Origin of the sequence: Pseudomonas oryzihabitans, from assembly GCF_014522265.1 — a bacterium.
GTDB lineage: Bacteria > Pseudomonadota > Gammaproteobacteria > Pseudomonadales > Pseudomonadaceae > Chryseomonas > Chryseomonas aestiva.
Window position 1 is genome coordinate 3536192 of record NZ_CP017024.1, and the last position, 19849, is coordinate 3556040.

The following is a 19849-nucleotide window of genomic DNA, read 5'->3' on the forward strand; positions in this document are numbered from 1 at the left end:
TCCAGAAGACCGGCGGCGACCTGGGTCGCCGCCGGGAAACGCACGATCAGTGCACCAGCATGCCGGTGAACACATAGGCCTGCGCCAGGGTGATCAAGCCGACCAGCACGGCGAAGCCGATGCTGTGCCGTACGGTGAAACGGAACAGGTCGGACTCCTTGCCCACCATGCCGGTGGCGGCGCAGGCCACGGCGATGGATTGCGGCGAGATCATCTTGCCGGTCACGCCGCCGGAGCTGTTGGCCGCCACCAGCAGGGTGTCGGAAACGCCGATCTGGTGCGCGGTGGTCGCCTGCAGCGAGCCGAACAGGGCATTGGACGAGGTATCCGAACCGGTCAGGAATACCCCTAGCCAGCCCAGCAGCGGCGAGAAGAAGGGGAACAGCGCGCCGGTACCGGCCAGCAGCAGGGCCAGGGTGGTGGACATGCCCGAGTAGTTGACGACGAAGGCGAAGGCCAGCACCAGGCCGATCGACAGGATCGGCTTGCGCAACTCCACCAGGGTTTCCCTGAACACGCCCAGGGCGGTCGAGGGCTTGATGCGGAAGATGGCCATGGAGATCAGCGCCGAGATCAGGATGGCGGTGCCCGACGCCGACAGCAGGTCGAGCTTGTAGACCGCCGGCATTGGCGTCGGCGTGGCCACGATCGGCAGCGTCTTGAGCACCAGCTTGTCCAGGTAGGGCACCGGTACGTTGATCACCAGGGCATAGAGGGCACCGCCGGTGGCGAACAGCGCCTTGAAGGCCTTGGTGGTCCAGATCGTGACGACCACGGTCAGGATCAGGAACGGCGACCAGGCCTTGATCACGGTACCCAGGGGATGCTCAGGAGGCAGCCGGCCGCCGCCGCCGAAGCCGGTCCCGCCACCCAGCATGGCGGCGCCGCCGCCACTGACCACGGCAGTGGCGCCTGCGGTGGCCTGCTGCGGCTGGCGCAGCTTGAGGTAGGCGGTGAGGGCGATCATGGCGGCCAGCGACGAGGTGATGTCGGGCAGTTCCGGGCCGATGAAGTTGGAGGTCAGGTACTGGAACACGGCGAAGGTGCCGCCGCAGATCAGCGCCGGCTTCCAGGTTTCCCGCAGCCCGCGCATGCCGTCCATCATGAACATCAGCCACAGCGGCACCAGCAGCGACAGCAGCGGCAGCTGGCGACCGGTCATGGCGCCGATCTTGAAGGCGTCGATACCGGTCACCTGCCCGGCGACGATGGTCGGGATGCCCAGGGCGCCAAAGGCCACCGGCGCAGTGTTGGCGATCAGGCAGAGCCCGGCCGCCTTCAGCGGATTGTGGCCGAGGCCCACCAGCAGGGCGGCGGTGATGGCCACCGGTGCGCCGAAGCCGGCCGCACCCTCCAGGAAGGCGCCAAAGCAGAAGCCGATCAGCAGCACCTGCAGGCGCTGGTCGTCGGTGATGGACAGCACCGAGCTGCGGATGATGTCGAACTGCCCGCACTTGACCGTCAGCTTGTAGAGGAACACCGCCGTGACGATGATCCAGGCGATGGGCCAGAGGCCATAGAGGAAACCGTAGCCGGCCGAGGCCAGCGCCTTGTCCACCGGCATGCGATAGACGAACAGCGCGATGAGCAGGGCGATCGCCAGGGTGATGGCGCCCGCCACATGGCCCTTGAGCCTCAGACCGGCGAGCGCGACGAAGAAGAACAGAATGGGCAGGGCGGCGACGAAGGCCGAAAGGCCCAGGCTGCCCAGGGGGAGATAGATCTGTTGCCAGGTATCCATCGGGTGCTCCTTGATTGTTTTTGTAGGGAGGCGGCAGGACGGGGTTGCACAAGATCGCGACCTGTGGCAGAAATTGGTAATACCAATTTACAAGAGCGACTTCACGCACGTTAAGCGGGGTCTTTGCCTCTGTCAAACCCCTTGATGTGCGACTTTCGTCGGCCAGTACCGCCCGGCTGGCGGACGTCCGCCATCGTCCGCGGCATTTTTCGAGGTTTTTCATGGGGTTCGAACCGGTCAAGCAACGTCGTCTGTCGGACGACATCGTCAAGCACCTGGAGGCGCTGATCGCCGAAGGCTCTCTGCGACCTGGCGAGCGCCTGCCGGCCGAGCGGGTGCTGGCCGAGCGCTTCGGGGTATCGCGACCCTCGCTGCGCGAAGCCATCCAGAAGCTGATCGCGCGCGGCCTGCTGCTCAGCCGGCAGGGCGGTGGCACCTATGTCACCGAGGCGCTCAACAGTGCCTTCACCGATCCCCTGCTACCGTTGCTGGAAAGCCGCGAGGAAACCCGCCGCGATCTGCTGGAGTTTCGCCACACCCTGGAAAGCGCCTGTGCCTATTACGCCGCCCAGCGCGCCACCGAGCCGGACCTGGCGCGGCTGACCCTGGCCTGGGAACGCCTGGAAGACTGCTACCGGCGGCGCGAGACCCTGACCCGGGAAGAGGAGGGCGAGGCCGATGCGGCCTTTCACCTGGCCATCGCCGAGGCCAGTCACAACGCCGTCTACCTGCACAGCATCCGCAGCCTGTTCGAATTGCTGCGCCATCACATGGTGACCAATATCGGCGGCATGCAGGCGCAGCGGGGCGAAACCCGCGAGCGCCTGCTGGAACAGCACCGGTCGCTCTACCAGGCGATTGTCGCGGGTGAAGCGGAAACGGCGCGCGAGGCCGCGAGTCGTCATCTGGGCTATGTGCGGGAGGTTCTGGAGGAGGCCGGCGCCATGGCAGGCCGTCTAGCACGGGCCAAACGGCGAGATGAGCTCTAGAAAAATCTGGCGGAAAACATCATGATGTCATTATGCTAGTAGCATAAGTTGAGCGTCCGCGGCTAAAGTTTAGCGTTCCAGAGCTGATAACCCGGTCACACCTTCCCGCCTTCGCTGGCGTCTAGACCGGTACCCTCCTGTGGAACACGCCTCTTCTTCGCCCTCGCTCGTCGACTTTACCTTCACCCCTGCATTGCTCGGTGCCTGCGGTACCGGCGCGATCCTGTTCGTGGGCGGCGTGACGCCGACCACCCTGGCGCTGAGTGCCACCCAGGTGGTGCTTGCCGCCGGTCTGGGCTTCTGGCAGCTGCGTCGCGCCCAGGCGCGCCACGCCGAGCGCGCCGCCGACCAGGCCGTGAGCCAGAGCCCGGCCAGCGGTCGGGACGAGGCACTCGAAGCCCTCTGCGTGGCGGTACTGCCGGTATGGTCCGAGCAGATCGAAGCGGCGCGGGCCCACACCGAGCAGGAAATCGTCAGCCTGACCAGTCGCTTCGCCGAACTGGCCGACCGCATCCACAGCGTCGCCGGCGCCGATCATGGCGGTGGCGATCGCCTGGTCAATCTCATGGCCAGCAGCCAGAACCAGCTCGACGGCATCCTGCACTCGCTGCGCGAGGCGCTGTCGAGCAAGGGCGCGCTGCTGGACGAGGTCAACGGCCTGGCCGGTCTGACCGAACAACTCAAGAGCATGGCCAAGGACGTCGGCGACGTGGCGCGCCAGACCAACCTGCTGGCCCTCAACGCCGCCATCGAAGCCGCCCGGGCCGGCGAAGCCGGGCGCGGTTTCGCGGTGGTCGCCGACGAGGTGCGCAAGCTCTCCACCCTGTCCGGCGATACCGGACAGAAGATCGGCGAAACCGTGGAAACGGTGAATGGCGCCATTGCCCGCACCCTGGAACTGTCGCAGCTCCACGCCGAACGCGACACTGGCACCCTGAACCAGTCCGGCGAGACCATCGAGCAGGTCATCGGCGCCTTTGGCGGCACCACCCGTGACGTGGTCGAGCGCAGCGATGCCCTGGCCGACAACGCCGCGGCCGTGGGCGGCGCCATTGCCGAGGTGCTGGTCGCCCTGCAGTTCCAGGATCGCGTCAGCCAGATGCTCGGCCACATCCGTGACGACCAGGCGCGCCTCGAGCGCCTGGTGATCGACCGTCGCACCCTGGCTGCCAGCGGTCAGCCGCTGCCGACCCTCGACACCCGTGGCTGGCTCGCCGAGCTGGCCCGCACCTACACCATGGCCGAGCAGGTCGCCGTGCACCACGGCAAGCGACCGGCCGCCGCCGCTGCCGAATCCGATATCACGTTCTTTTAAGGAAAGCTGTCATGAGCAACAAGACCATTCTGATCGTCGACGACTCCATCTCCATCCGCCAGGTGGTGTCCATGACCCTGAAAAGCGCGGGCTATGACGTCATCGAAGGCTGCGACGGCCGCGATGCCCTGACCAAGCTGGACGGTCGCAAGGTGCACCTGATCATCAGCGACGTGAACATGCCCAACATGGACGGCATCACCTTCGTCACCGCGGCCAAGAAGCTGCCGGCCTACCGGTTCACCCCGGTGATCATGCTCACCACCGAATCCGATGCCGCCAAGAAGGCCGCCGGCCAGGCCGCCGGTGCCAAGGCCTGGATGGTCAAGCCGTTCCAGCCGGCGCAGATGCTGGCGGCGGTTTCCAAGCTGATCATGCCCTGATGGCCCTGGAGGCTGCCCCCATGAACGATGCCGTTCGTACCCGCTTGCCCATTACCGGGCCGCTGACCATCTACACCGCGGCCGACAGCAAGCCGCTGCTGATGGAGCCCCTGACCGCCGGGGTCACCGTGGCGCTGGAACTGGCCGAGGTCGATGAATTCGATTCGGCCGGGCTGCAGTTGCTGCTGCTGGCCCACCGGGAGGCGCAGCGTTTGGGCGGCAGCCTGGAGCTGGTCGATCCCAGCCCCGCCGTCACCGAACTGCTGGAGCTGGCAGGTCTTGCCGACTTCTTTACCGCGGCCGCCGCGGAAGGTGTTGCCGCATGAACATGGACGAGATTCTCAAGACCTTCATCGCCGAGAGCGAGGAATTGCTGCAGCAGATGGAAGCCGCGCTGCTGCAGATCGAGCAGGCACCGGATGATGTCGAGCTGATCAATGCCATCTTCCGCGCCGCCCACACCATCAAGGGTTCGGCCGGTCTGTTCGGTCTGGACCATGTGGTGGCCTTCACCCATGTCGCCGAAAGCGTGCTCGACCGGATCCGCAGCAACGAGCTGGCCTTCGACGAGACCCTGTCGGCGCTGTTCCTTGAGGTCTGCGACCACCTCAACGGCCTGATCGCCCGGGTGTCGTCCGGCAGCGAGCCGGAGCCCGACTTCCAGGCCGCCGGCGCCGTGCTGGTGCAGCGCCTGGAGCACTATCTGCAGCCGAGCGCCAAGGCGGCCCAGCCGGTCGCTGCCGCCCGTACCCTGGCGGCACCGGTCGATGGCGTGGCCGCCGGCCACTGGCACCTGTCGCTGCGCTTCGGTCCGGACATGCTGCGCAACGGCATGGATCCGCTGGCCTTCGTCCGCTACCTCAACAGCTTTGGCCGCATCGTCAACATCGTCACCCTGACCGATGCCATCCCGGCCGCAGCGGACATGGATCCGGAGACCTGCTACCTGGGCTTCGAGGTCGCCTTCGACAGCGACGCCGACAAGGCGACCATCGAGGCGGCCTTCGAATTCGTCCGCGAAGACAGCCAGATCCGCATCCTGCCGCCGCACAGCCGCAGCAGCGACTACTGCCAGCTGATCGACGACCTGGCCGAGGAAGACCTGCGCCTGGGCGAGATCCTGGTGCGCTGCGGCACCCTGACCGCCACCGAGCTGGACGAGGTGCTGCGCCGCCAGGCCGATCCGGCCACCCCGCGCCAGCCTATTGGCGAAGCCCTGGTGGAAGCCCAGCTGGTCAATCCGCCGGTGGTGGATGCGGCCCTGAACAAGCAGCGCAAGATCAAGGAGCAGCGCGCGCCGGCGGGCGAAGGCCAGTTGATCCGCATCGACGCCACCAAACTCGACCAACTGATCGACCTCATCGGTGAGCTGATCATCGCCGGTGCCGGGACCCAGCTGATCGCCCAGCAGAGCGGCCTGGCGGCCCTGGTGGAATCCACCGGGGTGCTGTCGCGCCTGGTGGAAGAGGTGCGGGATACCGCCCTGACCCTGCGCATGGTGCAGATCGGTACCACCTTCAACCGCTTCCAGCGGGTGGTCCGCGACGTCTCCAAGGAAATCGGCAAGGACATTGCCCTGCGCATCAGCGGTGGCGAGACCGAACTGGACAAGACCGTGGTGGAAAAGATCGGTGATCCGCTGACCCACCTGATCCGCAACGCCATGGACCACGGCATCGAATCCGCCGAGCTGCGCCTGGCGCGTGGCAAGCCGGCCCAGGGCACCGTGGGGCTGAACGCCTATCACGAGGCCAGCAGCATCGTCATCCAGGTCACCGACGACGGTGGCGGTCTGTCGCGCGAGCGCATCCTGCGCAAGGCGACCGAGCGCGGCCTGATCGCCGAAGGCCAGGTGCTGGCCGACAAGGACGTGTTCAACCTGATCTTCGAACCGGGTTTCTCCACCGCCGAGCAGATCAGCAACCTGTCCGGTCGCGGCGTCGGCATGGACGTGGTGAAAAAGAACATCACCGCCCTGCGCGGCAGCGTCGACCTCACCAGCGAGGAGGGCCGCGGCACCACGGTGACCATCCGCCTGCCGCTGACCCTGGCGATCATCGACGGCTTCCTCATCGGCGTCGGCAAGGCCACCTACGTGGTGCCCCTGGAAGCGGTGGAGGAGTGCATCGAGCTGACCGAGGCGGCCAGTGTCCAGGCCAACGGCAACGACTACCTCGACCTGCGCGGCGAGGTGCTGCCGGTGCTGCGCCTGCGTCAGCTGTTCACCATCGAGGAAGCCCCGCCGCGGCGGCAGAACGTGGTGGTGGTGCGCTATGCCGGCCAGCGCGCCGGCCTGGTGGTCGATCAGCTGCTCGGCGAATTCCAGACCGTGATCAAGCCGCTCGGTCCGCTGTTCGGCCACAACCGCAGCCTCGGTGGTTTCACCATCCTGGGTACCGGTGCCGTGGCGCTGATCCTCAACGTGCCCGGCCTGATTGGCGAAGCCGCGTCCACCGGCACCGCTGCTCCAGTCCTCGCACCCGTGCTGGCCTAACTGAACCGACCCGACTTGACCTGACCGACAAGGATTTAGAGTCCATGACCGTTACCAAACGCATGTCCCTGCTGGTCCTCTCTGCGCTGCTGGGGATCATTCTCCTGGCAGGGCTGGCCTACTACCAATTGCACCAGGTCTTCGAACGGGCCAATTTCGGCAACAACGATACCGTGCCGGCCATTCTGGGCATCGACGCCGTCGACGCCCATTCCGCCGATGTCATCACCAACATCTATCGCCATCTCGCCGCCGACGGTGATGCCGCCACCCAGAAGGCCGAAAAGGAACTCAGCGAATCGCAGCGGCTGACCGATGAGGCGCTCAAGGCTTACGAGGGGCAGATCTCCGACGACACCGACAAGCGTCTATGGGAAGACGACAGGCAGGCGATCGCCGCGCTCAACCAGCTCGCGGCCAAGGTGATCCCGCTGTCGCGCGCCAGCCAGGATGACGAGGTCAAGCGGCTGCTGGGCGAAAACCAGGAGATCATCACCCACGTGGGTGATGTTCTCGACGCCCATCGCCTCTATAACCAGAAGCTGGGAACCGAGCAGTCCAACCTGGCGGAGGGCACGCTCAATCAGGCCACGCTGCTGTCGGTCGGCATCTCCGTGGCCACCCTGCTACTGATCGGCCTGCTCGGCTTCTTCATCACCCGCAACCTGCTGCGTCAGCTCGGCGGCGAGCCGGCCGAGGTGGCCAAGGTCGCCAACCGCACCGCCGCGGGCGACCTGCCCGACGATCTGCAGCTGCGCGCCGGCGACGATTCCAGCCTGATGGCCGCCATGCAGCGCATGGTGGTGACCCTGCGCGGTCTGGTGCAGGAGATGAGCACCATGGCCAGCGAGCATGATCGCGGCGAGACCGACAAACGCATCCCGCTGGAGCGCTTCCAGGGCACCTTCCGCAACGTCGCCGAAGGCGTCAACGCCATGGTCGCCGGTCACCTGAGCGATTCGGCCAAGGCCATGGCCTGCGTCAAAAGCTTCGGCGAAGGCGATCTGGCCGCGCCGCTGGAGCGTTTCCCCGGCAGGAAGGCGGTGATCAACGACAACCTTGAGCAGGTGCGCGACAACATCCAGCTTCTGGTCGCGGAGATGGTGCAGCTGTCCGCCGCCCATGATCGCGGCGAGACCGATGCCCGCATTCCCGTCGAGCGCTTCCAGGGCACCTTCCGCGGCATGGCCGAAGGCGTCAACGCCATGGTCGCCGGCCACCTGAGCGATTCGGCAAAGGCCATGGCCTGCGTCAAGCGCTTCGGCGAAGGCGATCTGTCGGTGGCGCTGGAACGCTTCCCCGGCCAGAAGGCGGTGATCAACGACAACCTCGAACAGGTCCGCGGCAACATCCAGCGCCTGGTCGAAGACGCCAATCTGCTGAGCCAGGCGGCCATGGCCGGTCGTCTCGACACCCGCGCCGATGCCAGTGCCCACCAGGGCGATTTCCGCCGCATCGTCGCCGGCATCAATGGCACCCTCGACGCCATCGTGGCGCCGGTCAACGAAGCCATGGGCGTGATGGCCGGGCTCTCCCAGGGCGACCTGAGCCGCACCGTACGCGGTGACTACCAGGGGCAGTTGCTGGAGCTCAAGGAGTCGATCAACGGCACCGTGGGCAAGCTGAACCAGATCATCGGCGACGTGCGCCTGTCGGCCGACTCCCTGGCCAGCGCCTCGGAAGAGATCTCCGCCACCGCCCAGAGCATGAGCCAGGCCAGCACCGAACAGGCGGCCTCGGTCGAGGAGACCAGCGCCAGCGTCGAGCAGATGTCGGCCTCCATCACCCAGAACACCGAGAACGCCAAGGTCACTGACGGCATGGCCGGCAAGGCCGCGCGGGAAGCCGGGGAGGGCGGTCAGGCGGTCGGCGAGACCCTGGTGGCCATGAAGACCATCGCCGACAAGATCGGCATCGTCGACGACATCGCCTACCAGACCAACCTGCTGGCGCTCAACGCCGCCATCGAAGCGGCCCGTGCCGGCGAGCACGGCAAGGGCTTCGCCGTGGTGGCTGCAGAGGTCCGCAAGCTGGCCGAACGCAGCCAGGTCGCCGCCCAGGAAATCGGCACCGTGGCCAAGAGCAGCGTGGCCCTGGCCGAACGCGCCGGCACCCTGCTGGAGCAGATGGTGCCGTCCATCAGCAAGACCTCCGACCTGGTGCAGGAAATCGCCTCGGCCAGCGAAGAACAGAGCAGCGGGGTGAGCCAGATCAACGGCGCCATGCTGCAACTGAGCCAGATCACCCAGCAGAACGCCTCGGCGTCCGAAGAACTGGCTGCCACCGCCGAGGAAATGAGTACCCAGGCCGAGCAGCTGCAACGCCTGATGGGCTTCTTCAATACCGGCGAAGGCCGGGTGGTACAGGACCTGGAACGCGCGCTGGAGGCCTCGCGGCCCAAGGCCATGCAGGTCCCGGGCAAGGCCCTGCGTACGGGTACCTCGGGCGTGCCTGACGGCTACGTCTCCTTCGAATCCTGACCCCTATCCAACGGCCACCTGCAGGTGGCCTTTTTGAGACCATCGACATGACCGTCATCAAGAAAATGCTGCTGCTGGTGCTGTCCGCATTATTGGGCATCCTGGTGCTGGCCGGCACCGGGCAATACGAAATCGACCAGGTGTTCCAGGCAGCCAACTACGGCAACGACAACACCGTTCCCAGCCTCAAGGCGCTCGGCGAGGTCAACGACAGCCGCTCCGACTACGTGGTGGGCATCTATCGCCACGTGCTGTCGACCAGCGCCGAAACCATGACCACCGTCGAGCAGGACCTGGCCGCGGCCAAGGAGCGCATCGGCCAGAATCTCGGCAAGTACGAGACGCTGGTCTCGGACGACCGCGACCGTGGCCTGCTGGTCGCCGATCGCGCCGCCTTTACGGCGCTGTTCAGCCTCGGCGACCAGGTCATCGCCCTGTCGCGGCAAAATCGCAACGAAGACGCCCAGGCCCTGATGCGCAGCCGCACCGACGTGATGCTGGCGATCAACAAGGCCCTCGACGAGCACGTAGGCTACAACCAGACCCTGGCGCTGCAAGGTGTGCAGGTCGCCCAGAAGACCAAGGTCGAGGCCACCTGGCTGGCCCTGGGCATTGCCCTGGCGACCCTGCTGGCGGTGGCCCTGCTGGGCTTCTTCATCACCCGCAATCTGCTGCGTCAGCTGGGCGGTGAGCCCGCGGCGGTGGCGACCCTGGCCGGCTGCGTGGCCGCCGGCGATCTGCCGGACGACATCAAGCTGCGCGACGACGACAAGACCAGCCTGATGGCGGCCATGCAGAACATGGTCACCACCCTGCGCAGCCTGATCAGCGAAATGAGCAGTATGTCGGCTGCCCATGACCGCGGCGAAACCGTGGTGCGCATTCCGGCCGAGCGCTTCCAGGGCGCCTATCGCAACATGGCCGAAGGGGTCAACGGCATGGTCGCCGGCCACCTGAGCGATTCGGCAAAGGCCATGGCCTGCGTCAAGAGCTTCGGCGAAGGCGATCTGTCGGTGGCGCTGGAGCGCTTCCCCGGGCAGAAGGCGGTCATCAACGACAACCTCGAACAGGTCCGCGGCAACATCCAGCGCCTGGTCGAAGACGCCAATCTGCTGAGCCAGGCGGCCATGGCCGGTCGTCTCGACACCCGCGCCGATGCCAGTGCCCACCAGGGCGATTTCCGCCGCATCGTCGCCGGCATCAATGGCACCCTCGACGCCATCGTGGCGCCGGTCAACGAAGCCATGGGCGTGATGGCCGGGCTCTCCCAGGGCGACCTGAGCCGCACCGTACGCGGTGACTACCAGGGGCAGTTGCTGGAGCTCAAGGAGTCGATCAACGGCACCGTGGGCAAGCTGAACCAGATCATCGGCGACGTGCGCCTGTCGGCCGACTCCCTGGCCAGCGCCTCGGAAGAGATCTCCGCCACCGCCCAGAGCATGAGCCAGGCCAGCACCGAACAGGCCGCCTCGGTCGAGGAGACCAGCGCCAGCGTAGAGCAGATGTCGGCCTCCATCGCCCAGAACACCGAGAACGCCAAGGTCACCGACGGCATGGCCGGCAAGGCCGCGCGCGAGGCCAACGAAGGTGGCGAAGCGGTGGGTGAGACGCTGGTGGCCATGAAGACCATCGCCGAGAAGATCGGCATCGTCGACGACATCGCCTACCAGACCAACCTGCTGGCGCTCAACGCCGCCATCGAAGCCGCCCGCGCCGGCGAGCACGGCAAAGGCTTCGCCGTGGTGGCCGCCGAGGTGCGCAAGCTGGCCGAACGCAGCCAGGTCGCCGCCCAGGAAATCGGCACCGTGGCCAAGAGCAGTGTGGCCCTGGCCGAGCGCGCCGGGTCACTGCTCGACGAAATGGTACCGTCCATCAGCAAGACCTCCGATCTGGTACAGGAAATCGCCGCGGCGTCCGAAGAACAGAGTAGCGGAGTCACTCAGATCAATAGCGCCATGCTGCAACTCAACCAGATCACCCAACAGAACGCCTCGGCCTCGGAAGAGCTGGCCGCGACCGCCGAAGAAATGAGCGGTCAGGCCGAGCAGCTGCAGCGCCTGATGGGCTTCTTCCACACCGGCGATGGTCGTGCGGTCCAGGACCTGGAGCGTGCCATCGAGCAGACGCGCCCGGCCGCGAGCCGTACGGCCCAGCCGACCCTGCGTCGTCCCCAGATGGCCGCGGGCGGCCTGCCGGACGGTTACGTCCGCTTCCCGGAGTAATGGCTTCATGACTGCCCTGACCCTTGGCGACATCGCCCACGAACACCTTGGCCATCAGCACCTGACCTTCGTGGTCGACGGTGAGACCTATGCGGTGGATACCCTCGCGGTGCGCGAGATCATCGAGTTCGGCCAACTGACCCAGGTCCCGCTGATGCCGGCCTGCATTCGTGGGGTGATCAATCTGCGCGGCGCGGTGGTCCCGGTGGTGGATCTGGAGGCCCGCTTCGGCGGCCGACCGACCCGGGTCGGCCCGCGGACCTGCATCGTGATCTTGGAAGTGTGCGCCGACGAAGACACCCAGGTGCTGGGCGTGGTGGTGGATGCGGTGAGCGAGGTGCTGGAAATCGCCGCGGCGGACATCCGTCCGGCGCCGGCCTTTGGCAGTCGCCTGGCGCCGCACTTCATCGCCGGCATGGTCAAGTCCGAAGACGGCTTCCTGACCCTGCTCGACGTGGCCCAGGTCCTCGACGTACAGGAACTGGCGAACCTGGCCCAGGCCGCCAGCTGAAAGACCCCGCATTGCCATGGGCGACGGTAACCGGCGCCTCTTAAACGAAGCAGTTTCAATCGGCGCCGGAGGCGCTTCCACCATGCTGAACACACTTCGCGTCTCGACCAAGCTGGCGATCGGCTTCGGGGCTGCCATCCTGATGCTGCTGCTGGTCATGGGTGTCGCCCTGCTGAACATGGGCACCATGAAGGACTCGGCCGACAACATGTCGAAATTCCGTTTCCCCATGACCGTCCAGGCCAACACCCTGGTGCGTAACACCCTGGACAGCGGCCGCCTGATGCGCAACCTGCTGCTGCTGGACGATGAGCGCGCCCTGGCCAAGACCAAGGAAGACATCGCCAAGGTCCGCTCCGGCAACGCAGAGATACTCGCCGATCTGCAAAAGAAGATCGTCAGTGAGGATGGCAAGCAGAAGCTGGCCGCTGCCACGGACGCGCGTCAGCGCCTGCAGGACAAGTACGGCGAATTCTTTCGCCTGCTCGACACCGACCGTGGCCAGGCCCGGGACTATCTGCTGAATGTCTTCGCGCCCAACAACAACGAGCTGGTCGCCGCCCTCGGCGCCCTGAACGATCTGCAGGCCCAGCGCATGCAGGAAGCCGGTGAAGCGGCGACCGACGCCTACGTCGATGCCCGCAACCTGATGCTGGTGATTGGCGCGGTGGCGACCCTGATCGCCGTCCTGCTCGGCTATCTGATCACCCGCAGCCTGATCCGGCAGCTGGGTGGCGAACCGGCCTATGCCGCCGAGGTGGTGCAGCGCGTCGCCCGCGGCGATCTGAGCGTCGAGGTGGCGACCCGCGAAGGCGACACCACCAGCATGCTGGCCTCCGTGCGTACCATGACCACCACCCTGGCGCAGATCATCAGCGACGTGCGCAGCTCGGCCGATGGCCTGGCCAGCGCCTCGGAAGAGGTCTCGGCCACTGCCCAGAGCATGAGCCAGGCCAGCACCGAGCAGGCCGCCTCCGTCGAGGAGACCAGCGCCAGCATCGAGGAGATGTCGGCTTCCATCGCCCAGAACACCGAGAACGCCAAGGTCACCGACGGCATGGCCGGCAAGGCCGCGCGTGAAGCGGACGAGGGCGGCCAGGCCGTGCGCGAGACGCTGGTGGCCATGAAGACCATCGCCGAGAAGATCGGCATCGTCGACGACATCGCCTACCAGACCAACCTGCTGGCGCTCAACGCCGCCATCGAAGCCGCCCGCGCCGGCGAGCACGGCAAAGGCTTCGCCGTGGTGGCCGCCGAGGTGCGCAAGCTGGCCGAACGCAGCCAGGTCGCCGCCCAGGAAATCGGCACCGTGGCCAAGAGCAGTGTGGCCCTGGCCGAGCGCGCCGGATCGCTGCTGGCCGAGATGGTGCCCTCCATCAACAAGACCTCCGACCTGGTGCAGGAAATCACCGCGGCCTCCGAAGAGCAGAGCGCCGGGGTCGAGCAGATCAATGGCGCCATGCTGCAACTGAGCCAGATCACCCAGCAGAACGCCTCGGCGTCCGAAGAGCTGGCCGCCACCGCGGAGGAGATGAGCGGCCAGGCCGAGCAGCTCCAGCAGATGATGGAATACTTCACCCTGAGCGGTTCGCCGGTGGCCCAGCAGGTCGCCCGTCCCGGCGCCAAGCGCTCGGGGTCGAGCCTGGCCGAGCGCGCCTCGGCGCTGATCGACTCGCCCCGTCGCGCGCCCCGTGGCAGCGTGCCGGCCGGTTTCGCCCGTTTCGAGGAGCAAGCCTGATGCTATTGCGCCAGTTTCTGACCTTTCAGCTCGCCGGTGACCTCTACGGCGTGAACACCGGCTGCGTGCGGGAGATCATCGAGTACGGCGCGGTCACCACGGTGCCCATGCTGCCGCCGGCCATCCGTGGCGTCATCAACCTGCGCGGCGCCGCCGTGCCGGTCATGGACCTCGGCGTGCGCTTTCGCAACGAGGTGACCGAGACCTCCCGCCGCAGCTGCATCGTGGTGCTGGAGATCCAGGTCGACGGTGGCCCCCAGGTGTTCGGCATCGTGGTGGACGCGGTCTGCGAGGTGCTGGAGATCGGCGCCGACGGCATCGAGCCGGCGCCGCGCTTCGGCGCTTCGATCCGCACCGATTTCATCCTCGGCATGGCCAAGCAGGGTGCCGGTTTCGTCATCCTGCTCGACATGGATCGGGTGCTGGGCGCAGACGATCTCGCCCAGCTCGCCGCCATGACGGCTGCCTGAGTCGCGAACCATGGAACTCCCCGCGCTGACCGACAGCGAATTCCGCCAGTTTCGCAGCTTCATCTTCCGGGTCGCCGGCATCAGCATGTCCGATGCCAAGCGCCCGCTGGTGAGCGGTCGCCTGGCCAAGCGCGTGCGCCAGCGCGGCACGCCCAGCTACGACGCCTATTTCCAGCTGATCCAGCGCGACCAGGCGGAATGCCAGATGGCGGTCGATCTGCTGACCACCAACGAAACCTATTTCTTTCGGGAGCCCAAGCACTTCGACTTCCTGCGCGAGCAGGTGCTGCCGAACTGGGAAAGGCGCCAGCCGCTGCGGCTGTGGAGCGGCGCCTGCTCCTCGGGCGAGGAGCCCTATACGCTGGCCATGACTCTGGCCGAAGGACTGGGCGAGCGGCCCTGGGAAATCGTCGCCTCCGACCTCAGCACCCGGGTGCTGGCCAAGGCGCGCAATGCCCAGTATCCGCTCGCCGAAGCCGAGAACATCCCGCCGGCGCTGTTGCGGCGCTACTGCTTCAAGGGCGTGGGCGACAACGACGGCACCTTTCTGGTGGATCCGCGCCTGACCGCGCGGATCGCCTTTCGCCAGATCAATCTGAACAATTCGCTGCCGGAGCTGGGCACCTTCGACATCATCTTCCTGCGCAACGTGATGATCTACTTCGACGTGCCCACCAAGCGCCAGGTGGTGGCCCGCCTGGTCCGCCACCTGCGACCCGGGGGCTACTTCTTCGTCAGTCATTCCGAGAGCCTCAATGGGGTGACCGACGCCCTGAAAATGGTCAGTCCTTCCATCTATCAACGTCCGCTCTAGCCATGGCAGCCGCGCCGGAGCTGTTTCTGCGTCCAGGCGAATGGTATTTCGGCCAGGGCGAGGTGCGGATCCGGACCATCCTGGGCTCCTGCGTGTCCTTCGTCTTCTGGCACCCGCGGCGCCGTCTCGGCGGCATGACCCATGCGCTGTTGCCCACGCGCCAGCGCGCCGTGCCCGGCGCGCCCGCCGACGGTCACTATGTCGACGAATCCCTGCAGCTGCTGCTGGGGGCGATCGCCCGCCACGGCGGTGATCTGCCCGGTTACCAGGTGCACCTCTACGGCGGCGGCAACATGTTTCCCCAGCTCCTGCGCGATCGCGTCCGCAGCATCGGCGACGTCAACGTCGAGGCGGCGCTGGCGCAGCTGGCCCAGGCCGGTATCCATTCGGTGCGGACCCATGTCCGCGGCGCCGGCCATCGCAAACTGTCCCTGGACCTCGTCGACGGCCGGGTGCTCATGCAACAGGTGGAGCTACCCTATGTTCCGCCGCTTACGAGAATTACTCCATGAACAAGATCAAGGTCCTTATCGTCGACGACTCCGCCGTGGTGCGGCAGGTGCTCGCCCAGAGTCTCGCGGAGGATCCGGCCATCGAGGTGCTGGGGGCGCCGCCGACCCGGTGTTCGCCCAGGACAAGATGCGCAAGCAGTGGCCCGACGTCATCGTGCTGGACGTGGAGATGCCACGCATGGACGGCATCACCTTTCTCAAGAAGATCATGGCCGAGCGTCCGACCCCGGTGGTGATCTGCTCGACCCTGACCGAGAAGGGCGCCGCCACCACCCTGCAGGCCATGGCCGCCGGGGCGGTCAGCATCGTCACCAAGCCCCAGGCCAATCTCAAGCAGTTCCTCAAGGACGCCTCGGACGACCTCACCAGCGCGGTCAAGGCCGCCGCCCGGGCCAATCTCAAGCGCCTGGCGCCCCGTGGCGTGCCGGTGGTGCCGACGCCCAAGCTCAGCGCCGACGCCATCCTGCCGGCCGGCGGCAGCCCGGCCATGGCGCGCACCACCGAGCGCATCGTCGCCCTGGGTACCTCCACCGGCGGGACCCAGGCCCTGGAAGCGGTGCTGACCTCACTGCCACGGGTCTGCCCGGGCATCGTCGTGGTCCAGCACATGCCCGAGCGCTTCACCGCCGCCTTCGCCGAGCGCCTGGATCGCCTCTGCGAGCTGGAGGTGCGCGAAGCCCGGCATGGCGATCGGGTCCTGCCGGGGCGGGTGCTGATCGCCCCGGGCGGTCGCCACATGCTGCTCAAGCGCAGTGGTGCCCAGTATCAGGTGGACGTGGTCGACGGTCCGCCGGTGAGTCGCCATCGCCCCTCGGTGGATGTGCTGTTCCGCTCGGTGGCGCGGGCCGCCGGCAGCAATGCCCTGGGTATCATCATGACCGGCATGGGCGATGACGGCGCCCGCGGCCTCAAGGAGCTGCGTGACGTCGGCGGCCGGACCCTCGGCCAGGACGAAGACAGTTGCGTGGTCTACGGCATGCCCAAGGAAGCCATGAAGCTCGGCGCGGTGGAGCAGGAAATCGGCCTCGGCCAGATCGCCGCCGCCATTCTCAAAGGTGGGGTCTAGACGAACTTGCGGGGCAGGCGGGACTCCAAGCGCGAGCACGCGAGGAGAGCCCCATGTTCGACATCTGCCAATGGATCAATGAACCCGAGACCTGGCTGGCCGAGCCCGAGCGGCTGCGGGTCATCACCGATCGCCACAGTGACTTCTGGCGTCAGACCCACGACGGCGCCGAGCGCCACAGCGGACACTTCTTCGGCGCCCGGGTCACCAGTGGCTTCACCGCCCAGCTGCGGGTGGCGGCGCGCTGCAAGAACCAGGGCGACCACGCCGGGCTGATGGTGCGGATCGATGAGCAGCAGTGGCTGCGCGTCGGCATCGGCTACTTCGACGATACCCCCCAGCTGCTCAGCGTCCTGACCCTGGGACGCTCGGATCTGGCCGTGGGCGCGCCCCTGGGGGAGCGCGAGGAGGTGTGGCTGAGGGTTACCCTGACCCAGGGCACCCTGCGGGTCCAGGCCTCGTTCGACGGTCAGCGCTGGCCGTTGCTGCGCCTGGCCAGCCTGCCAGCCGCCGCGGAATACCGGGTCGGCCCGGTCTGTGGCACCCCGGAGCGCGGCGGCATGGAAGTGGCGTTCAGCGAGTTCAGTCTGCAAACCCCGCTGCAACGAGGCCTGGCCGATCTGAGTTGAAGCGGGGAGGGGTGGTTCAGCCGACGGTGACGGGGGGCAGTTCCACCTGTTGCACCTGCACCGGCTTGCGCGGCGCAACCACCTTGGCGACGCCGTCGACGACCTTGTCCCCATGCTGGTTGAACACCCGGGTAGCCAGGTTCACGCGAAACTTCGGCAGCTTTTCCAGCACCTCGATTTCCACCGTCAGGGTATCGCCCAGCTTGACCGGCTTTTCGAAGGTCATGGTCTGGTCGACATAGAGGGTGCCCGGTCCCGGCAGGTTGCAGGCCACTGCGGCGCTGATCAGGGCGCCACTGAGCATGCCGTGGGCGATGGGCTCGCGAAACAGCGTCTTGGCGGCGAATTCGGGGTCCAGGTGCAGCGGGTTGCAGTCGCCGGAGACGGCGGCGAACAGCAGCACGTCGCGCTCCTCGATGGTGCGGGTCACGGTCACCTTCTGGCCGATTTCGAGGGCTTCATAAGGGATGTTTTCGGTCAGGCTCATGAAGCGCTCCGGCAGCTGTGACAGGGCGGCGGACGCCGCGAAGCCGGGCATTCTACCCAGCCTCGCCGCCGGAGGCTAATCACCTCCCGGAAAAGCCGGCAGAGAGCGTGACCGTAATTGACCATATGGTCATTAGGTGACGTTAAGGGCGGATATTGATGCTGTTGCGGGCTAGGCAAAGCTGCTAGGCTCGCAGGGCCGGTTCAGCGCTGATCACGGCACGCCAACGAACAATAACCATAGAGCGGGAGCGGGCTGCATGATGCCGAATTTCTGGAGTGACAAATATCCCGAGGGCATCCAGACAGACATAGACCTGGACCGTTATCGCAATGTCCTGGCGGTATTTCGCGAGGCCTGCCAGACCTACGCCGAGCGCCCGGCGTTCAGCAATCTGGGACGGACGCTGAGCTACCGCGAACTCTATGAATTGTCCGGCCAGTTCGCCGCCTATCTGCAAAAGCACACCGACCTGCAACCCGGCGATCGCATCGCCGTGCAGATGCCCAACGTGCTGCAGTACCCGGTGGTGGTCTTTGGCGCCATGCGCGCCGGCCTGGTGGTGGTCAACACCAACCCCCTCTATACCGCCCGCGAGATGCAGCACCAGTTCAAGGATTCCGGCGCCCGGGCGCTGGTCTGCCTGGCCAACATGGCGCACCTGGCCGAACAGGTGCTGCCGCAGACCGATATCCGCCACGTCATCATCACCGAGGTTGGTGACCTGCTGCCGACCTTCAAGCGCCTGCTGGTTAACGCCGTGGTCCGCCATGTCAAGAAGATGGTGCCGGCCTATCGCATTCCCCATTCCATCCGCTTCGTCGATGCCATGACCAAGGGCGAGCACGTCGATTTCGTCGACGCCGACCCGGCGGCGGAGGACGTCGCCGTGCTGCAGTACACCGGCGGCACCACCGGCATCGCCAAGGGCGCCATGCTGACCCACCGCAATCTGGTGGCCAACATGCTGCAGTGCCAGGTGCTGATGACCAAGTACCTGGGCGGCGGTGCCCAGGTCATGATCGCGCCGCTGCCGCTCTACCACATCTATGCCTTCACCATTCACTGCATGGCCATGCTGATCCAGGGGAACCACAACGTCCTGATCACCAATCCGCGCGACCTGCCGGCGCTGGTCAAGGAACTCAGGCAGTGGCGCTTCAACGGCTTCGTCGGTCTCAACACCCTGTTCGCCGCCCTGTGCAACAGCGAGGATTTCCGCCAGCTGGATTTCTCCCAGCTCAAGGTGACCTTTTCCGGTGGCATGGCGCTGCAGCAATCCGTGGCCCTGCGCTGGGAAGAGGTCACCGGCTGCGGCATCTGCGAAGGCTACGGCATGACCGAGACCAGTCCGGTGGTGAGCTTCAATCCGCTGGAGCGTCGCCGGCTGGGCACCATCGGCATGCCGGTGCCGGGCACCGACTGCAAGGTGGTGGATGCCGATGGCGTGGCCCAGGGCTTCGACACCCCCGGCGAGTTGTGCGTCAAGGGCCCCCAGGTTATGAAGGGCTACTGGCTGAGACCCGAGGCCACTGCCGAGGTGCTGGATGCCGAGGGCTGGCTGCGTACCGGCGACATCGCCGTGATCGAGCCGGATGGTTACCTGCGCATTGTCGACCGCAAGAAGGACATGATTCTGGTGTCCGGCTTCAACGTCTATCCCAACGAGCTGGAAGAGGTGCTCTCCCAGCTGCCCGGGGTGATGCAGTGCGCGGCCATCGGCATTCCCGACGAGGTGGCGGGGGAGAAGATCAAGGTGTTCGTGGTGCCCAAGCCCGGTGCGTCCCTGACCACCGAGCAGGTGCTCAAGCACATGCACGACAACGTCACCGGCTACAAGCGACCCAAGCTGGTGGAATTCCGCGACAGCCTGCCGACCACCAACGTCGGCAAGATCCTGCGTCGCGAACTGCGTGACGCCGAACTCAAGAAGGCGTAACAGGACGCCACTACGTCCCCTGCGCCGCTACCTCTCGTCGACTGGTAGCGGTGCTGCTG

General features: G+C 66.4%; 16 protein-coding genes and 1 pseudogene. 15 read left to right on the plus strand and 2 right to left on the minus strand.

The window, feature by feature from the left end:
• Window positions 1-46: 46 nt before the first annotated feature.
• Entirely contained in the window at window positions 47-1741 is a 1695-nt protein-coding gene (locus BGI51_RS16390; RefSeq protein ID WP_187979010.1) for a lactate permease LctP family transporter, read from the minus strand.
• 221 nt (window positions 1742-1962) lie between these two features.
• On the opposite strand from BGI51_RS16390, the gene BGI51_RS16395 reads away from it, so the two are divergent.
• The 14 genes and pseudogenes from BGI51_RS16395 to BGI51_RS16460 all read left to right on the plus strand — a co-directional run bounded on the left by BGI51_RS16395 (window position 1963) and on the right by BGI51_RS16460 (window position 17364).
• A complete protein-coding gene (locus tag BGI51_RS16395) occupies window positions 1963-2730 on the plus strand; it encodes an FCD domain-containing protein (protein WP_187979011.1) in 768 nt (255 codons plus the stop codon).
• A gap of 565 nt (window positions 2731-3295) precedes the next feature.
• On the plus strand, window positions 3296-4045 hold the full coding sequence (locus BGI51_RS24105; protein ID WP_252977305.1) for a methyl-accepting chemotaxis protein: 750 nt from the start codon (window positions 3296-3298) through the stop codon (window positions 4043-4045).
• 11 nt (window positions 4046-4056) lie between these two features.
• Window positions 4057-4428 (plus strand): response regulator, encoded by a 372-nt coding sequence (locus tag BGI51_RS16405; protein ID WP_133859381.1) that lies wholly within the window; start codon window positions 4057-4059, stop codon window positions 4426-4428.
• 20 nt (window positions 4429-4448) lie between these two features.
• Window positions 4449-4754 (plus strand): STAS domain-containing protein, encoded by a 306-nt coding sequence (locus BGI51_RS16410; protein WP_187979012.1) that lies wholly within the window; start codon window positions 4449-4451, stop codon window positions 4752-4754.
• The gene (locus BGI51_RS16415; RefSeq protein ID WP_187979013.1) at window positions 4751-6922 is read left to right on the plus strand and encodes a chemotaxis protein CheA; all 2172 of its coding nucleotides are present in this window, start codon (window positions 4751-4753) and stop codon (window positions 6920-6922) included. Before BGI51_RS16410 ends, BGI51_RS16415 begins: the two co-directional genes overlap by 4 nt.
• Before the next feature lie 44 nt (window positions 6923-6966).
• Window positions 6967-9402 (plus strand): methyl-accepting chemotaxis protein, encoded by a 2436-nt coding sequence (locus BGI51_RS16420; RefSeq protein WP_187979014.1) that lies wholly within the window; start codon window positions 6967-6969, stop codon window positions 9400-9402.
• A gap of 47 nt (window positions 9403-9449) precedes the next feature.
• Window positions 9450-11624 (plus strand): HAMP domain-containing methyl-accepting chemotaxis protein, encoded by a 2175-nt coding sequence (locus tag BGI51_RS16425; RefSeq protein WP_187979015.1) that lies wholly within the window; start codon window positions 9450-9452, stop codon window positions 11622-11624.
• A gap of 7 nt (window positions 11625-11631) precedes the next feature.
• Entirely contained in the window at window positions 11632-12135 is a 504-nt protein-coding gene (locus tag BGI51_RS16430; RefSeq protein WP_133859377.1) for a chemotaxis protein CheW, read from the plus strand.
• 82 nt (window positions 12136-12217) lie between these two features.
• Window positions 12218-13873: a methyl-accepting chemotaxis protein gene (locus tag BGI51_RS16435; protein WP_187979016.1), complete on the plus strand. Its 1656-nt coding sequence runs from the start codon at window positions 12218-12220 to the stop codon at window positions 13871-13873.
• Complete coding sequence (locus BGI51_RS16440) at window positions 13873-14343, plus strand: chemotaxis protein CheW (RefSeq protein ID WP_183630429.1); 471 nt, start codon at window positions 13873-13875, stop codon at window positions 14341-14343. The genes BGI51_RS16435 and BGI51_RS16440 overlap by 1 nt, the downstream gene beginning before the upstream one ends.
• A 10-nt stretch (window positions 14344-14353) precedes the next feature.
• Entirely contained in the window at window positions 14354-15157 is an 804-nt protein-coding gene (locus BGI51_RS16445; RefSeq protein WP_133859374.1) for a CheR family methyltransferase, read from the plus strand.
• 2 nt (window positions 15158-15159) lie between these two features.
• The gene (locus tag BGI51_RS16450; protein WP_187979017.1) at window positions 15160-15669 is read left to right on the plus strand and encodes a chemotaxis protein CheD; all 510 of its coding nucleotides are present in this window, start codon (window positions 15160-15162) and stop codon (window positions 15667-15669) included.
• Window positions 15666-16735: pseudogene (locus BGI51_RS16455) on the plus strand (protein-glutamate methylesterase/protein-glutamine glutaminase). Before BGI51_RS16450 ends, BGI51_RS16455 begins: the two are co-directional and overlap by 4 nt.
• Window positions 16736-16788: 53 nt before the next feature.
• Window positions 16789-17364 carry a DUF1349 domain-containing protein gene (locus BGI51_RS16460; protein ID WP_187979018.1) on the plus strand — a complete coding sequence of 192 codons (576 nt, stop codon included), beginning with the start codon at window positions 16789-16791 and terminating at the stop codon, window positions 17362-17364.
• A 16-nt stretch (window positions 17365-17380) separates the two neighbouring features.
• On the opposite strand, the gene BGI51_RS16465 is transcribed toward BGI51_RS16460, so the two are convergent.
• The gene (locus tag BGI51_RS16465; protein ID WP_187979019.1) at window positions 17381-17851 is read right to left on the minus strand and encodes a MaoC family dehydratase; all 471 of its coding nucleotides are present in this window, start codon (window positions 17849-17851) and stop codon (window positions 17381-17383) included.
• 259 nt (window positions 17852-18110) lie between these two features.
• Here BGI51_RS16465 and BGI51_RS16470 point away from each other — a divergent pair, with 259 nt between their 5' ends.
• Complete coding sequence (locus tag BGI51_RS16470) at window positions 18111-19790, plus strand: long-chain fatty acid--CoA ligase (protein ID WP_133859369.1); 1680 nt, start codon at window positions 18111-18113, stop codon at window positions 19788-19790.
• Window positions 19791-19849: the final 59 nt, after the last annotated feature.

Coding starts and splice junctions, on each gene's coding strand:
- BGI51_RS16390 (WP_187979010.1), bottom strand. CDS start 1,741: ATGGATACCTGGCAACAGATCTATCTCCCCCTGGGCAGCCTGGGCCTT.
- BGI51_RS16395 (WP_187979011.1), top strand. CDS start 1,963: ATGGGGTTCGAACCGGTCAAGCAACGTCGTCTGTCGGACGACATCGTC.
- BGI51_RS24105 (WP_252977305.1), top strand. CDS start 3,296: ATGGCCAGCAGCCAGAACCAGCTCGACGGCATCCTGCACTCGCTGCGC.
- BGI51_RS16405 (WP_133859381.1), top strand. CDS start 4,057: ATGAGCAACAAGACCATTCTGATCGTCGACGACTCCATCTCCATCCGC.
- BGI51_RS16410 (WP_187979012.1), top strand. CDS start 4,449: ATGAACGATGCCGTTCGTACCCGCTTGCCCATTACCGGGCCGCTGACC.
- BGI51_RS16415 (WP_187979013.1), top strand. CDS start 4,751: ATGAACATGGACGAGATTCTCAAGACCTTCATCGCCGAGAGCGAGGAA.
- BGI51_RS16420 (WP_187979014.1), top strand. CDS start 6,967: ATGACCGTTACCAAACGCATGTCCCTGCTGGTCCTCTCTGCGCTGCTG.
- BGI51_RS16425 (WP_187979015.1), top strand. CDS start 9,450: ATGACCGTCATCAAGAAAATGCTGCTGCTGGTGCTGTCCGCATTATTG.
- BGI51_RS16430 (WP_133859377.1), top strand. CDS start 11,632: ATGACTGCCCTGACCCTTGGCGACATCGCCCACGAACACCTTGGCCAT.
- BGI51_RS16435 (WP_187979016.1), top strand. CDS start 12,218: ATGCTGAACACACTTCGCGTCTCGACCAAGCTGGCGATCGGCTTCGGG.
- BGI51_RS16440 (WP_183630429.1), top strand. CDS start 13,873: ATGCTATTGCGCCAGTTTCTGACCTTTCAGCTCGCCGGTGACCTCTAC.
- BGI51_RS16445 (WP_133859374.1), top strand. CDS start 14,354: ATGGAACTCCCCGCGCTGACCGACAGCGAATTCCGCCAGTTTCGCAGC.
- BGI51_RS16450 (WP_187979017.1), top strand. CDS start 15,160: ATGGCAGCCGCGCCGGAGCTGTTTCTGCGTCCAGGCGAATGGTATTTC.
- BGI51_RS16460 (WP_187979018.1), top strand. CDS start 16,789: ATGTTCGACATCTGCCAATGGATCAATGAACCCGAGACCTGGCTGGCC.
- BGI51_RS16465 (WP_187979019.1), bottom strand. CDS start 17,851: ATGAGCCTGACCGAAAACATCCCTTATGAAGCCCTCGAAATCGGCCAG.
- BGI51_RS16470 (WP_133859369.1), top strand. CDS start 18,111: ATGATGCCGAATTTCTGGAGTGACAAATATCCCGAGGGCATCCAGACA.